The sequence below is a fragment of the Runella rosea genome (assembly GCF_003325355.1).
Lineage (GTDB): Bacteria > Bacteroidota > Bacteroidia > Cytophagales > Spirosomataceae > Runella > Runella rosea.
Genome location: NZ_CP030850.1, coordinates 5308674 through 5323825, shown reverse-complemented (window position 1 = coordinate 5323825; position 15152 = coordinate 5308674). Strand labels below are relative to the sequence as shown.

12 protein-coding genes are annotated in these 15152 nt (G+C 44.3%); 11 read left to right on the top strand and 1 reads right to left on the bottom strand.

The genetic code is table 11. The features are described from left to right. The first annotated feature begins 140 nt into the window (after positions 1–140). The 4 genes from DR864_RS22070 to DR864_RS22060 all read left to right on the top strand — a co-directional run bounded on the left by DR864_RS22070 (position 141) and on the right by DR864_RS22060 (position 2810). Complete coding sequence (locus DR864_RS22070) at positions 141–431, top strand: response regulator transcription factor (RefSeq protein ID WP_114069009.1); 291 nt, start codon at positions 141–143, stop codon at positions 429–431. A gap of 177 nt (positions 432–608) precedes the next feature. Next, positions 609–887 carry a hypothetical protein gene (locus tag DR864_RS29910; RefSeq protein ID WP_162794041.1) on the top strand — a complete coding sequence of 93 codons (279 nt, stop codon included), beginning with the start codon at positions 609–611 and terminating at the stop codon, positions 885–887. Positions 888–914: 27 nt separating this feature from the next. After that, a complete protein-coding gene (locus DR864_RS22065; RefSeq protein ID WP_114069008.1) occupies positions 915–1631 on the top strand; it encodes a hypothetical protein in 717 nt (238 codons plus the stop codon). 438 nt (positions 1632–2069) lie between these two features. Then, positions 2070–2810 carry a hypothetical protein gene (locus DR864_RS22060; RefSeq protein WP_114069007.1) on the top strand — a complete coding sequence of 247 codons (741 nt, stop codon included), beginning with the start codon at positions 2070–2072 and terminating at the stop codon, positions 2808–2810. A gap of 228 nt (positions 2811–3038) precedes the next feature. Here the strand turns inward: DR864_RS22060 and DR864_RS22055 are convergent, their stop codons facing one another. Next, a complete protein-coding gene (locus tag DR864_RS22055) occupies positions 3039–4553 on the bottom strand; it encodes a sulfatase family protein (protein WP_114069006.1) in 1515 nt (504 codons plus the stop codon). Positions 4554–4781: 228 nt separating this feature from the next. On the opposite strand from DR864_RS22055, the gene DR864_RS22045 reads away from it, so the two are divergent. From DR864_RS22045 to DR864_RS22015, 7 genes are all read left to right on the top strand, one after another. Beyond that, positions 4782–5519, top strand: a complete 738-nt coding sequence (locus DR864_RS22045) for a hypothetical protein (RefSeq protein WP_114069004.1) — start codon at positions 4782–4784, stop codon at positions 5517–5519. Positions 5520–5564: 45 nt separating this feature from the next. After that, positions 5565–6590, top strand: coding sequence for a hypothetical protein (locus DR864_RS22040; RefSeq protein ID WP_114069003.1), 1026 nt, complete (start codon positions 5565–5567; stop codon positions 6588–6590). 193 nt (positions 6591–6783) lie between these two features. Next, positions 6784–7392 carry an RNA polymerase sigma factor gene (locus DR864_RS22035; protein WP_114069002.1) on the top strand — a complete coding sequence of 203 codons (609 nt, stop codon included), beginning with the start codon at positions 6784–6786 and terminating at the stop codon, positions 7390–7392. A gap of 69 nt (positions 7393–7461) precedes the next feature. Beyond that, entirely contained in the window at positions 7462–8478 is a 1017-nt protein-coding gene (locus tag DR864_RS22030; RefSeq protein WP_114069001.1) for a FecR family protein, read from the top strand. A 19-nt stretch (positions 8479–8497) separates the two neighbouring features. After that, a complete protein-coding gene (locus DR864_RS22025) occupies positions 8498–11932 on the top strand; it encodes a SusC/RagA family TonB-linked outer membrane protein (protein ID WP_114069000.1) in 3435 nt (1144 codons plus the stop codon). A gap of 56 nt (positions 11933–11988) precedes the next feature. Next, on the top strand, positions 11989–13560 hold the full coding sequence (locus DR864_RS22020) for a RagB/SusD family nutrient uptake outer membrane protein (protein WP_114070412.1): 1572 nt from the start codon (positions 11989–11991) through the stop codon (positions 13558–13560). A gap of 98 nt (positions 13561–13658) precedes the next feature. After that, positions 13659–15134 (top strand): arylsulfatase, encoded by a 1476-nt coding sequence (locus DR864_RS22015; RefSeq protein WP_114068999.1) that lies wholly within the window; start codon positions 13659–13661, stop codon positions 15132–15134. Positions 15135–15152 lie beyond the last annotated feature (18 nt).

Below are 15152 nucleotides of genomic sequence, written 5' to 3'. Positions count from 1 at the left end.
CTGATAAACAATGTTGACAGCCTTGCCAAAAAAGCTGTTTGTCAGAATGATATCCCATCCCCCGGATTCATAAATAAAGTTGACTGACAAATAGTTGATTTGGTGTTTAAAAGAACATTCTATAAACAACAACCAAATACATGACAGCCAAACAACAACCCGAATACTTCGAAGAATTAGATGCACTGGAAATATTTCTTCTCCGTAACAATACACTCCTTACGCATCAGGAACTAAAAGTTCTTTATGCGGCCATGAGCGGCAAAACAAATGCTGAAATAGCCGAAGAGCTATGCTGCTCAATCGCTACTGTCAAGACCCACAAAAATCACATCATCCGAAAATTGGGTTTAAAAGGAAAAGAAGGTTTTCGGCGCTACTTGCTCAAAATGGCACACATTGGTTTTAAAGAGAAGAGAAATCAACCCTAGGGTGGAGAAAAATCAAACTTTGGGTGGAGGCGAGATAAAAATATTCTGCAGAATTTTGCCCCTGACTATTGCGCATAGTTCAAAAAATGAGAAAGCCCCGCGTCAGTTTGGCCACCGTGCGGAGCTTCTCTTGGGAGTTTAAACAATTAATTTAATCATTTAAACCAGTGTAAAATTATGAAAAAAATGTTGAAATTGTTCGTACTCACAATTGGGTTTTCAACAATCGCGCAGGTTGCAAACAGTATGCATTGCTGTACATTAGTGCCTTTATACGGTCTGGGTTTTACTCAGGAAATTTGGTGTTATGGCTGTGGGCCTGGTTTAGGCGACGCCTGCACATGTACTCCAATGGAGCTTGGTACTGTAGCGTATTATAAATATGGTACTTTACAATATTGGGAATATACATCAGGAAGTTTTGCAAAAGGAAAATGTTGTGGATTTCCTGCATAATATCTAACAATAAAATAAACTAAAGCTATGAAGTACAATCTGATTTTTTTGTTTTTTCTTTCATTAGTGCAGGTCTCTTGCAAGGAGCCTGTAAGCTACTCCCAAAATGCCCAAAAAGATAAAAGTACACGTGAAGGGGCCGAGATTGATTTATTAACTTATTCTATCCCTCCCCGAGATGGACACCCCGTTTCAGTCGGTACGCTTTCCGAGTTGAGAGACAAAGGAATTCCTGTCATGGAAGAGGATATAGAGAAGGCAAAAAAACAAAAATCCTGGGAGCAAATGGATTCGCTTTTTCAAGCAAACTATCATTCCTTCAATGATGGAGAGAGTAAATTTGTATTTGAAGAACATCTTGCACAAATTATCTTGAAGGATTTTGGGCTTCTTCTTAAGTCAGACCAGAAGTCATTAGAAAGAATTGCTTTCTATACCGAAATACTACTAAAAAACAAAGGAGTACACTCCGGGCACATTTATTTGGGAATCAATCAATTGAAAAGCTACTGGTCCAAAGACAAAATCAAAGAATACGCTCAGATAACCTATGACCGTACACTGGCTGAAGTAAGTCGAATGGAAGAACCAATCACGCAGATAAAGCAAAGATTTAGCGATAACACAAAAGGATTACCACCGCAAGAACTGGCACGAGCAGAAAAAGTAGTAGGAAAGATGATTAAAACTCACGAGGAAAATGTTTATTTTCTCAAAAAGCTAAAAACTTTGATTGAGGAGTAAATAGCTGCCTCAATCAAACTCCCCAATCCTCGGTTATTTATCATAGCAGGGCTTAATCCATGCAATAAAGCCGTTGTCATTATTTTTTTACACTAAAACACTAAAACCAATCATGAAAAAATTAAAGTTTTTTTAGTTATCGTACTACTAACATGTAATAGCGTTGGAGCGCAGGTAACAGGTTTATTAATGCAATGTTGCTGTAAAATTCCATTTGAACCAATACCTGGAGCATATTTTCAACATTGTTGGATGCAATCAGATCTTTTACCCTGCTGCCGTGAATTCGCCATGGTAACTTTTAATTCTTACGTTTATAACTCAAATGGAATAAGCTTAGGTTTTAGACCTGATTATGTTGATCCATCAATCTTAAACCTTCATTGTCCGGGCTGTATTCCTCCTCCACTTTAGTTTGAACCATTAAACAATTTAACTATGAAAACTGCAATTTATTTTTTTATCATGTCTGTTATTGTAGTTGCATGCCATCCCAACGGAATCGAGAAAACTTCAACTAATAGTTCTATAAATAAATCAAGTGCGCAATCTTTAAGAATTGCATTTGAGGAAGATGATTTGACGAAATTAATGAAAATTAACTCTCATGGAAAAGAGTTAGAGAAAGAGCAATATATGTCTTTTATGACAAAAATATATAAAAGTGGTGTATTGCTTCCTTTTATGAATAGCCAGAAACGTCCTGATTATAGTACTAAATTATTATGGAAAGAGGCGGATGAAAAAATAAGGCCTTTTCTAGATCAAAATAAGGAGGATGCTGACTACTCATATTTACGGCAATTTTGTGCACTTTCAGTAATAGCAAAGACCGATATACTAAAAGATAATTCTGATGATGCGCTTGATGCATTAGGGTATTATATAGATATACTTGCTCAAGAGCAAAATATAAGTCCTGCATTTTTTTACCATGGTTTTAAAAAATTAAAAAATCATTGGCCAAAACAAAAGCTTATATCTACAGTAAAGTTAGCTTTAAGTGCTAGTGAAGAAGCAATCCGCCAAAAGGAAGAAAATACACGTAATATGGAAAAAGCATTAAAAGATTATCCAGAAGCTAAAAAAAATACTTTTTACATTGATCAAATGCAAGCTTCAAAGGAAATTGATAGGCAATATCAGTTTTATATAAAACAAATGAAGGCAATGATATAAAGTGTAGTATTTCCTCAGATACGCTACAGTTGATATTGCGATTAAAGTTTAATGACTAAGGTTTCCAATAACAAAGCCGACTTCGAAAGAGGTCGGCTTTTGTTGTTTTATCTGTTTTTGACGCATAAACAGATGGCTTTTATGCCTCATTTTGGGCAAAAAATTGCCAAAAATTCTACCAATTACTTCTTTTATTGAAAAAAATGTAGATTTAATTACCCAATTTAATTATCTCTTCTTCTCCTTCACTTCCTGCAATTCCACCTGTAACTCCTTCAATTTCTCAGGATTAGCCTCAGCCAGATTATTTTTCTCCCCAATGTCTTTGGCCAGATTATATAGCTGCGGCTGCGGGTCATTGCCAAGCTCAGTATTGGTCTGAACGCTCATTTTTTGGCCTTTGCTCGGCTCAATGTATTTCCAGTCGCCTTTGATAATGGAAAAAGTACCCGCATGTTCTATCAAATAATCACGCCCCTTTTTGTCTTTACCCAAAAAAGCCGACAAGTAATCTTTGGTGTCGGGGGCTGTGGTTGCGTCAAATTTTTGCCCCGTCAATGCCGCAAAAGAAGCCAATAAGTCTACTTGGCTCACCAACGCATTGGAAACTCCCGCTTTTACTTGTCCCGGCCAACGCACAATGAACGGCACGCGCGTACCCGCATCAAAAGCGCTGTATTTGCCACCGCGCAATGCCCCCGCGGGCGTATGTCCATTGAGCAACTCAACGGCTTGGTCGTGGTAGCCATCATCTACCACGGGGCCATTATCGCTGGAGAAAATGACGAGGGTGTTATGGGTCAGCTTCAGTTTGTCCAACGTTTTCATCACTTCGCCCACCGTCCAGTCCAATTGCAAAATAACGTCGCCGCGCGGTCCCATACCGCTTTTGCCCGTGAAACGCTCATGGGGTACGCGCGGTACGTGAATATCTTGGGTAGAGAAATACAAAAAGAAAGGCTCGGCTTGGTGTTTTTCGATGAACGAAACGGCTTTTTCGGTAAAAATATCGGCCATGTCTTCATCCTTCCACCGCGCTGATTTCCCACCCGTCATGTAGCCAATGCGACCGATGCCGTTGATAATCGTAAAATCATGCCCGTGCGAATGTTTCATTTTCAACAATTCAGGATTGGCGCGCCCCGTGGGTTCATTGCCGATGGGTTCCTTAAAACTTACCTTGATTGGGTCGGCAGGGTCAAGATTTACCACCCGACGGTTTTCAACGTAGACACACGGCACGCGGTCGCCAGTAGCAGCCATAATAAACGACTCATCAAAACCAATATCCAACGGGCTCGGTTTGATTTCGCCATTCCAATCGGGCCCACCCTGCGGCCCGAGGCCCAAATGCCACTTACCTACCACGCCCGTTTTGTAGCCTGCCTTCTGAAAAACCAGCGGCAACGTACTGCGTCCAGGCAGAATCAGCGCGGAGGCGTCGCCCGTGGCTACGCCCGTGCCCGGCTTGCGCCAAGCGTATTCACCAGTCAGCATTGAGTAACGCGACGGCGTGCAGGTAGCTGAAGTCGTGTGGGCATTGGTAAAGCGTATGCCTGCTTTGGCTAGTTTATCAATGTTGGGCGTAGCTACTTTTTTGGCTCCGTAGCAACTTACATCACCGTAACCCAAATCGTCGGCGTAGATAATGATGACATTGGGCCGTACCGCTTGGCCCAACGCAATTTTAGAAAATAGCACAAGCACGCCGAAAGCGTAAACGAGTTTGTTTAATTTAATCATGGTTTAGCAACAGTCTTAATCAGACTAAAAAGAGTACATCTTGCTTCAAAGCACTTAAAAGACAGCTCATCCTAAAATTCTCCTTGGTGGGCCTCAATTTAAACCGCTCTTCTAGTCCTACCGTACCTGCAAATAATTTCTTCTCTACCTTTACACTATGTTTACGGGGGTTTTTATAACTTTCCGCAACATACACTCCAATTCTTAACTTTTCAAACATACACAACTGTGGCAGAAGAACCTCAAAAAAGTAAAATGGGTGGATGGCTACGCGATTTAGCGGGCATTTTTGTGGTCATTGACGAAACAAAAACGGAGGAAAAACCAGCGTCAACGCCCGCTCCTGCTCAACCCGCGACATCGACGAGTAAAACGACCGCCCCCGCGACGAGCACAAGCACATTGGCTTCAACACCCCCTGCTTCGAGCGATTTTGTGGATGATTTACGGAATCGTTTTCGGAAAATATTGGAAGAAAAGAATCAGCCGGGTTTTGATTTCTACGAATTTTCGTTGATGTTGCTCCGTACCAGTACAAACCCTTCGGTGGAGCATTTTAAAACCGCCTATGAAGGCGCTAAATTGTTGAATCCCAACTGTAACCAACAGTTTTTATTGGAGTCGGCCAACTTTTATAAAAGCGAACTCCAAAAGGCTTTTGAAGCGACGGTCAGTGCGGGCGAGCAAAAAAAAGCAGCCCTCAACGTCGAAAAAAGCAACGAACAAAAACAGCTGAACAACGAAGTAGCCAATATTGAGCAGCAACTCGGTAAATTGAAGCAACAAATCGCCGATTTGGAAAAAGCCCAAGCCGAGAAATTGACGGCACTGAACGGCATTGAAGGAAAGTTCAATGATAAATTTGTCGAAATTGAACAAAAAATTCAGGCAACCGTAACCGCCAAAGAGGGCGTAGCCAACGAAATTTCGCTCATCGAAAACGGCATCAAACAATATATTTCTTAGTCATTAACCACTTATTTTTACCTAAAACAAAACCAATCAAACACTATGAATCTTACAGGAGCAGGAAAAATAGCCTTGATTCTGCTAATCGCAGGGGCGCTTGGGGCGGGGTATTATTTCTTTGGACCCGATCCCAACAAAGCAACAAATGAAACCTCCATCAACTCCACAACTCCCGAAGGAGGCCCCGCAAGTGCCGCCAATGAAAATGTGGCCTCTGACGACAACACCGCAAGCAGCGAATCATCAACGGCTGCTTCGGAAACCTCCGCTTTTTCGTACACTGCTCCTGAGCCCGTTGACGGTAAACTGAAAGGAGTCGTCGAATTGGGCGCCAGCGGTTTCAATTCGTTTGTGGTAAATATCGACAAAGACAAAAACTGGAAGCTCGAAAAAGCGGAATTTGGCAACAGCATGGTTATCGAAAATATGGCCTCTGATTACGACATCCGGGTGGGTCTAAAGAAATATATCGGTAATATGATTGACCACGGCGTGAGCGGCAAAGACATTCACTTTGTGGTAAGCTCTGGAGCCGTAAAAGCGGATGTAACCCAAAAAATTATCAAAGTATTGAAAGATATGGGATACATGGTCAATACCGTAACCGCGGAGCAAGAAGGAACCTTGGGGCTCAAATGCGCCTTGCCACCGTCGTTTAGCGGTCGTGGTTTCTTCGCTGACATCGGCTCGGGCAACACCAAAATTGCTTGGACGACCGACTCAGGGATTAAAAGTTTAGAAGCTTCTGGAGCCAAATATTACGAAAAAGGCACAAGTGACGATGTCGTTTATGATGAAGTGGGCGCTAAAGCAAAACAAGTCCCTTCCTCAAAAAGAGAAATCTGTTTTATCATCGGGGGCGTTCCTTACGACTTGGCCAAAGAAGTACGAAATGGCAAAGAAAGATATACCGTTTTGAAACCCGCCGAAGCCTATAAACTCGACAAAGCCAAAGCCAAGGCAGGCGGCAACATTTATAAGGCCATCGCCGATGCTACGGGTTGTAAGCAATTCGTTTTTGACTGGGATGCCAACTTTACCATCGGATTCTTATTGGGCTTGAAATAAAAGTATTTATCCGTTCATTCCCCCAAGGCGGCCACTCCCGAAGCGGCCGCCTTATTATTTTCCATTTGTTTAGATTTTTTTGTACTTTTTTAGCAATATTATAAAATTTTTAAAAACTAATTTAATCTATTGTTTATATATTCTATTTTTGTTTCCGAAGATATAGAATAATTATCCGTAAGCTGGTCCTAAGATGCACGCTGAACAACACTCAAAAATAACCGCTACGGCATGGGCACGGCTAAAAGCCGGTGACAGCTACGCGTTGGGTGAATTGTACGACGCCTATGTTCAGCTACTTTATAAATTTGGTAAACGCCACTGCCAGGATGAAGAACTCTTAACAGACGCTATTCATGATGTTTTTGAAGATATTTGGAATTACCGCGCTACATTGAGCGACGTAGAAACGTCTAATATTCAGTTTTATCTATTCAAATCGCTCAAAACTAAGCTCTTAAAATATTTAAACCGGCAAGCGCGCCATACCGAACTCAGTGAAAATCAGGAATACCTTCATGAATATGTTGAATCGGCAGAACTGTTTATTGTGTCGCAGGAAATAGACCGGCATCAGCAACACCAACTTGCTCAACAAATTGCATTGCTTCCCAAACGCCAACAAGAAGCGTTACTGTTGCGTTTTTACGACAATTTGAGTTACGACGAAATTGCGGAACTCATGTCTTTAACGCGTCATTCCGTATACAATTTAATCTACAAAGCCCTCTCTCAACTTCGTGACAACTGGGTTTTTGACTTCATTTTTTTGGTTTTCATTGTAGGGTTCAAAAATTTTTAAAAAAATCACAAAAATAAAGAGGTAATCCGGCGCCTTGCTTTCTCTATTGATTATACATCACTAGGAAGCATGTCGGAATCACTGAATAAATATGAGTTATTTGATGCCAATCAGTTGGCATCAGATGAGTTTTTTCAGCAATGGGTGTTGAATCCTTCGCAGGAAGCAAATTTGTTTTGGGAACAGTTTTTAACGACAAATCCCGAAAAACAAACATCTATCGAGGAAGCTCGTCGACTCATTGAAGTACTTCATTTCCAACTACCTACCTTGGCAGAAACGAAGGTTATTGCTCTAAAAAAGCGCCTTGAAAGCAGCATCGGCCAACCACTCTTTGTTTCAGAAACCCCAATACTTCCGCTTCGTCAGTCTTTCTTTAACCGTACCCGCTGGATGGCCGCGGCGGCGGTGATTTTGATGCTCGGAACCATCGTTTTTTGGCAATACTTGAACCAAGCGACCGAGTATACAACCTCCTTTGGGCAAACACGCCAAGTAACGCTTCCCGACGGCTCCGTTGTAAACCTGAATGCAAATTCTTCCATTTCTTTTGCTCAGAATTTCAGCGAGCAGCCTGTCCGTGAAGTGTGGCTGAAAGGAGAGGCCTTCTTTTCGGTAAAACACACTGCCAATCATACCAAATTTCGAGTTCATGTTGAGGGCTTAGAGGTAGATGTGCTCGGCACTGAATTCAATGTTTCGGACCGAAGAAACACGACCAAAGTGGTGCTCCAATCGGGCAAGGTACAAATCAAATCAGCCAAACAGTCTGCCATATTGCAACCTGGAGAGATGGTTGAATTTAGCCACTCAACAAAGCAATTAGCCCAACGTAAAGTACCTGTAGAACGCTATAGTTCTTGGAAAGAAAAAGTCTGGCTACTGGAAGGCGAAGCAATGAGCGACGTAGCTCTGCGTATCGAAGATAGCTTTGGTATTGAGGTAGTTTTTGAAACTCCATCCCTCGCCAATGAAAAAATTTCGGGAACCATTCCGACAGGAAGCCTCGAAGAAGTCAGTGAAATCCTCTCGGATTTATTGAAAGCAAATTGTGTCATCACAAATCATAAACTAATCATTAAGTAAATCAAACCCCTCCAGTGTTATGTTAAGACAAATTCTATTAACCTTTTTAATCGGTGGAATAACAGGATTTTTTAGCATTGCAAATGCTCAGGTATTTGCCGCTAATTTTCCGACCCGACAAAACCAGAGTAAGAGCGACCAAAAACCAACGCTGTTACTAAAAGATGCCCTTCGCGACATCGAAACCCGTTTTGGGATTCACTTCGTTTACAAAACCGATGAAATCCCCAATCGTAGCATTCCCACAGAGACCATTTCAGGAAACCTCGAAGAGGTGCTTGAAAGTACGCTGCGCCCCGCTGGGTTGACGTACAAAAAAGTGCGCAATACCTATATTATTCGCAGCTTAAAAGCTAAATCTACCTCTAGTAACCCCGCGCCCAACGAAACAACGCCAGAGCGGCTCAATATCACTGCTCCAGGAAACTCTTCAAACGAATCAGCAAGTTTGAATTTAATTCTCAATCGCGTTACCATTCCCACTGGCGGCCTTACGGCTCCTTTGGAAATCAAAATTTCTGGAAAAGTAGCCGACGAAAGCGGTTTGCCTCTACCCGGCGTGAGCATTCTTCTCAAAGGCACCAACCGTGGAACCACAACCGACGGAAACGGAAGCTACCAAATCAGCGTTCCAGACAACAACGCCGTTTTGGTTTTCAGTTACGTAGGGTATTTGCCCCAGGAAATCGCCGTTGGCAATCGCACCACCATTGATGTCACCTTGGGCACCGACACCAAAGCCCTGAGTGAAGTAGTGGTGGTAGGTTACGGAACCCAAAAAAGAACAAGCTTGACGGGGGCGGTTGCCGAAGTAAAAAGTGAGCAACTCACCCGCCGGCCAGTGTCCAATGCCAATCAAGCCTTGCAGGGAATTGCTCCCGGTGTAACGATTTTGGACCGTGGCGGCTCACCAGGGCCTAATTCCCGCGCCACCGTTCGGGTACGCGGTATCACTACACTCAGTTCCAACGACCCTCTTTTCATCGTAGACGGCATAGAACAACCCTTCAACACTATCAACTTAGACGATGTTGAAAGTATTTCAGTCTTAAAAGATGCCTCATCTACCGCAATTTACGGTTCACGTGCGGCCAATGGTGTTGTATTGGTCACCACAAAACGCGCCAAATCAGGCAAAGCTGTCGTGGATTACAGCGGTTATTATGCCATTCAGCAAGCCATCAACAAACCCGAAATGATGGATTTGGAGCCGTATATGCGTTTACAAAATATCGCTTACATCAATTCGGGGGCTGCCGCAAAATTTACGGAAGCGCAGATCAACGAATATGTCAACGCAACCGACCGCTTAAAATTCCCCTTGCCCAACACATGGTTTAACACGGTTTTACGCTCGGCGCCGCAGATGAACCACAACCTCTCAGTGAGTGGCGGAAACGATGTTTTCAGAGGGCGTGTTGGGGTACGTTATCAAAAGCAGGGAGGAATTGCGCCCAATTTTGACAGCGATATTCGAGAAATCCGCGCCAATACCGATTTTAAAATTTCGAGCCGCTTAAACGCGAGCATGGATATCAATTACCGCAACAACAACTGGCAAACCCCCGTCAGCGAATTCAACGTTTTTAATACCATGTTTCACGGTTCGCTTTGGGCCGTTCCCAAATACCCCAACGGCACCTACGGCCTGAGTGCCCAAGGCAATAACCCGTTGATGTACGCCGAAATCGCGGGACTTTCCAAAAACATTCAGGACTATCTCTTTGGTAGCGCCAAGGCCGAATGGGAGATTATTCCTAACCTAAAATTCAGCACGCAGTACGCCGTTCGTTATACTTTTGAGCAAAACAAAAACTACTCAAATGCGTACACAGTGACCGATTACTTCAATACTTCGCTCGTAAGAAAAACCATTCCCCGGAGTAGCTTAACCGAAATCCGAAGTAATATCCGCGAAACTACCCTCAACAATTTGTTGGGTTACAGTAATACTTTTGGCCAACATGACGTGAAAGCGCTCGTTGGATACTCCGAGATTCAGAACAAATACAACATCATCAATGCCTACCGCGAAGATTTTTATAACAACGATGTTCAATCCATCGGGGCAGGTTCAGACAACAATAAAAACAACGGCGGCAGTGACTCACAGTGGGGCCTGCGCTCGTTTTTCGGACGCGCCAATTACGCCTTTGCCGACAAGTACCTCTTTGAAGCCAACGCCCGTTACGACGGCTCATCTCGCTTCACTGGCGACAAAGTGTACAGCTTTTTTCCCTCATTTTCAGCAGGTTGGCGAATATCTGAAGAAAAATTCTTCGATGCCTTTAAAAACATCGTCAGTGAGTTGAAACTACGCGGCTCGTGGGGAAAAACAGGAAACCAAGCCGTGGGTCTTTACAGCTATTTCCAAACCCTCAATTCCTCTACGTACACCTTTGGCGGCAGTGTGGTTCAGGGCTACGTCCAATCCAATCTGGCCAACCCTGGCCTCACTTGGGAAACCACCACGCAAACCGACATCGGCTTGGATGCGCAACTTTGGAGCAATCGCCTGAGTTTTACATTTGATTATTACGACAAACTTACGGACGGAATCTTACTCAACCTACCCATTCCAACAACTGTAGGATTGAACGCACCGCCGCAAAACGCGGGTAAAGTAGGCAACAAAGGCATTGAATTAGGACTTAATTTCCGCAATAAAACCAAAAGCGGTTTTGCGTATGATTTCGGGCTGAACTTTGCCCAAAACGAAAACAAGGTGATTGACCTCGCCAAAACTGGCCCTTATATTTCGGGCTCCGACATCGACCCCCGCTACATCATTAAAGAAGGTCTGCCTTACAATGCCCATTGGGGTTATAAAACCGACGGTTTGTTTCAAACAACCGATGAAATCAAGGCCTATCCCACCATCGTATCAAATGCCAAACCAGGCGATGTTAAATACGTAGATTTGAACAATGATGGAAAAATCAACAGCGACGATATGACCTTCATCGGACTCACCTTTCCTCGTTATACTTTTGGGCTAAATACCAATTTCAGCTACAAAAATTTCAACCTCTTTACCCAATGGCAGGGTGCCGCCGATGTTGATACCCGTTTAGCGGGGGCCTTGGCCGAAATGGGAAATTACGAAGGCTTTACGCATAAAATATATACTGATAATTACTGGACCCCCGAAAACCCCAACGCCCGTTTTCCTCGTCCTGTAAAGTTGGATTTACGCAATGTATCTACCTCCGACCGAATGATTATTGACGGGTCATATTTCCGCCTCAAAACCATTCAGTTGTCGTACAGTCTGCCAAAGGGAATTCTGGAAAAAGTCAAAGCCAACCGCGCCACGGTTTACGTGAGCGGCACCAACCTGCTGACATTCTCTAAGCTGAACGAATGGAATCTCGACCCCGAAGCCGAGTCAGGACGGGCCACGTATTATCCACAAACCTCGTTGACAACCATCGGATTGAATGTCCAATTTTAAGCTTGTTTGGATTTACCTTCCAAACATTCATCAAAAACTCAAACTGTCTTAAAACAATGAATATCAAACATATCCTTCCAGCTCTTTTAACCATTGGGTTGCTTACCAGCTGCGAAAAAGACCTGCTTGAAACAGTCCCCAATGACCGTATATCATCCGATATTTTTTGGAAAACCGAAAAAGATGCTACGCTGGCTTCCAATGGTTTATACCCCTCATTGGACGGAGTCAACATTTTTGCCATTGACGGTGTCACCGATATTGCCCACGTAAATCAGGTATTTCAGGTGGAATCCAACATTGAAAAGGGCATCCACGACGCCCTCAACTCTCGCCCCCAAACCGAGTGGACAAGTGCTTACCGAGGCATCCGCTTGGCCAATGATTTTTTGGGAAACATTGGTACCGTCGAAACGACAAACACCGCTTTTATTGCCCGCCTAAAAGGCGAAGCACGCACCCTGCGCGCCTATCAATACATTAAATTGGTGGCGATGTTTGGGGATGTGCCATTGGTCACTACAAGCATTGGCATTGATGAAGGTCGGGCATTAAAACGGACGCCCTCGGCCCAAATTTGGGATTTTGTGCTGAAAGAACTCACCGAAGCTGCCAACGATTTGCCCGCCGTTCAGACCGAAAAAGGACGCGTAACTAAAGGTGCTGCCCTTGCCCTCAAAGCCCGCGCTGCCTTATACGCAGGGCGCTATCAGGAAGCGGCCGATGCCGCCAAAGCCGTCATTGAATCCAAAACCTACTCGATTTATCCGAGCTATGCCAATTTATTTTCGTACGCGGCCGAAAACAATTCGGAGGTGATTTTGGACAAACAATTCATCAAGGATACCTATTCCAACAACGTGTTTGCCAACATGGGACCTTACAGCCAACGCACTGCCAACAACACCTACGTGCCCACAAAAGCGCTCGTAGATGCGTATCCGATGGCCAACGGCAAAGAAATCACCGACCCAACAAGCGGCTTTGACCCCAAAAACCCTTATGCCAACCGTGACCCGCGCCTGCGCGCTTCTATTTTTGTGGTTGGCGATGACCTTCCCGACGGTAAAAAATTCGACTCCCGCCCCACAAGCGGCACCGCCGACGCCGTTGGCAACACCTATTTGGCTACCTCAACGGGATTTGTGTTGAAAAAATACATCAACAAAGAAGATTTGGCCACGGGTGGCAATTGCGGCATCAATCTTATTCTGCTCCGCTACGCCGAAGTTTTGTTGACCTACGCCGAAGCGAAAATCGAGCTAAATCAAATCGATGCGAGCGTATACGATGCCATCAACCAAGTTCGTCAACGTGCGGATGTCAAACTTCCAGCGTTAGAAACGGGCCTTACTCAAGCGCAACTTCGCGAAGCAGTACGTAAAGAGCGTACGTTAGAATTGGCCTTTGAAGGGCTGCGGCTGTACGATATTCGTCGTTGGAAAATCGCTGAGAAAGTGATGGTCGGCGATGTATACGGCATGACTTACGTAGACGGTGCCCAGCTGAAGACCATTCAGATTGCGTCTTTTACACGGGTTTTTGACCCCGCCAAACATTATTTGTGGCCCATTCCACAAAAAGAGCGTGAACTAAATCCAGAGCTGACCCAAAACGCAGGTTGGTAATTTTAGCACAACAAAAAGTAGTATCTCCACCCATTTTTGTTTTATAACCGTCGGGGGTAAGAACATACTTACCCCCGCGGTTAAACTAAAATATCATTATGCAACGACTCCTATTCCTGCCCATATTTTTATTTTCTGCTTTACTCTTTGCCCAAAAATCAAGCCCCAAGCCCAATGTCATCTACATCTTTGCCGACGATTTGGGATATGGTGAACTAGGCTGTTATGGGCAAAAAAAGATTAAAACACCCAACCTCGACCGCTTGGCAGCGGGGGGGATGCGTTTTACCCAACATTATTCATCCGCTCCCGTTTGTGCACCCTCCCGCTGCGGTCTCATGACGGGGCGTCATACTGGACATACGTATATTCGCGGAAATTACGAACTGGGCGGTTTTGAAGACGATAAAGAAGGCGGGCAAATGCCCCTCAACGAAGGAGCTTTTACGCTGGGACACCTCTTTCAACAGGCAGGCTACAAAACGGGTGCCGTGGGAAAATGGGGCATGGGGATGGCCAATACCACTGGCAATCCTAATCAACAGGGCTTTGATTTTTTTTACGGCTTACTTTGTCAGAAACAATCTCACAACTTTTATCCCACTCACCTTTGGAAAAATGGAGAGAAAGTGCCGTTGAACAATTCATTTATCCGGGTTCATAAACCCATGGCTGAAGGCGATGAAAACTATGAGTACTACACTGGAAAGGAATACGCGATTGACAAAATGACCGAGCAGGCAAGCGCCTTCATCACCGAAAACAAGAACAAACCTTTCTTTTTATACCTGCCTTACACACTGCCGCACCTTTCGTTGCAGGCACCCGCCGAGGCGGTAAAGGAGTACATTGGGCAATTTGAAGACAAACCCTATCGCGGCCAACACGGCTATGCATCAACGCGTTATCAGTATGCAACTTATGCGGCAATGATCTCGTATTTGGACAAACAAGTGGGTATTATTTGGGACTTACTGAAAAAATCTGGTTTGGAAGAGAATACCATCATCATGTTCTCAAGCGACAACGGTGCTACGTTTGATAAAGCCGTAGATACCCGTTTTTTTGCAAGTAACGGTAACCTGCGCGGAGTAAAAAGAGACGTGTACGAAGGTGGTATCCGAATGCCGATGATTGCGTATTGGAAAAATAAAATCAAAGCAGGCCAGACCACCGACCACATATCAGCGCAATACGACGTACTCGCCACCTGCGCCGAATTGGTCGGTATCAAACCCGCCACCGCCACCGACGGTATTTCGTTTTTACCTACATTGCTCAAGAAGGGAACGCAAAAAAAACACGACTTCCTATATTTTGAATTCCCCGAAAACGGTGGTCAACTAGCCATCCGAATCGGCAACTGGAAAGGTGTAAAACGCAACATGAAGACCAACCCTAACGCCGTGTGGGAAGTATACGATTTGGCAACCGATGAAAGCGAACAAACCAACGTGGCGGCCCAGCATCCTGAACTTATTCCGCAATTTGACGCCATCGTTAAACGCGAACACCGCCCGTCACACTTGCAGGAATGGGAGTTTGTAGACCCCAAATTTGAAGCAAAGAAGTAACACGCTGAATGACCATCC

Bases quoted from the DNA above. Each gene is read 5' to 3' on its own strand.
- DR864_RS22025 (WP_114069000.1), top strand. From the start codon at position 8,498: ATGTTAAGACAAATTCTATTAACCTTTTTAATCGGTGGAATAACAGGA.
- DR864_RS22070 (WP_114069009.1), top strand. From the start codon at position 141: ATGACAGCCAAACAACAACCCGAATACTTCGAAGAATTAGATGCACTG.
- DR864_RS22060 (WP_114069007.1), top strand. From the start codon at position 2,070: ATGAAAACTGCAATTTATTTTTTTATCATGTCTGTTATTGTAGTTGCA.
- DR864_RS22035 (WP_114069002.1), top strand. From the start codon at position 6,784: ATGCACGCTGAACAACACTCAAAAATAACCGCTACGGCATGGGCACGG.
- DR864_RS22015 (WP_114068999.1), top strand. From the start codon at position 13,659: ATGCAACGACTCCTATTCCTGCCCATATTTTTATTTTCTGCTTTACTC.
- DR864_RS22030 (WP_114069001.1), top strand. From the start codon at position 7,462: ATGTCGGAATCACTGAATAAATATGAGTTATTTGATGCCAATCAGTTG.
- DR864_RS22065 (WP_114069008.1), top strand. From the start codon at position 915: ATGAAGTACAATCTGATTTTTTTGTTTTTTCTTTCATTAGTGCAGGTC.
- DR864_RS22040 (WP_114069003.1), top strand. From the start codon at position 5,565: ATGAATCTTACAGGAGCAGGAAAAATAGCCTTGATTCTGCTAATCGCA.
- DR864_RS29910 (WP_162794041.1), top strand. From the start codon at position 609: ATGAAAAAAATGTTGAAATTGTTCGTACTCACAATTGGGTTTTCAACA.
- DR864_RS22055 (WP_114069006.1), bottom strand. From the start codon at position 4,553: ATGATTAAATTAAACAAACTCGTTTACGCTTTCGGCGTGCTTGTGCTA.
- DR864_RS22020 (WP_114070412.1), top strand. From the start codon at position 11,989: ATGAATATCAAACATATCCTTCCAGCTCTTTTAACCATTGGGTTGCTT.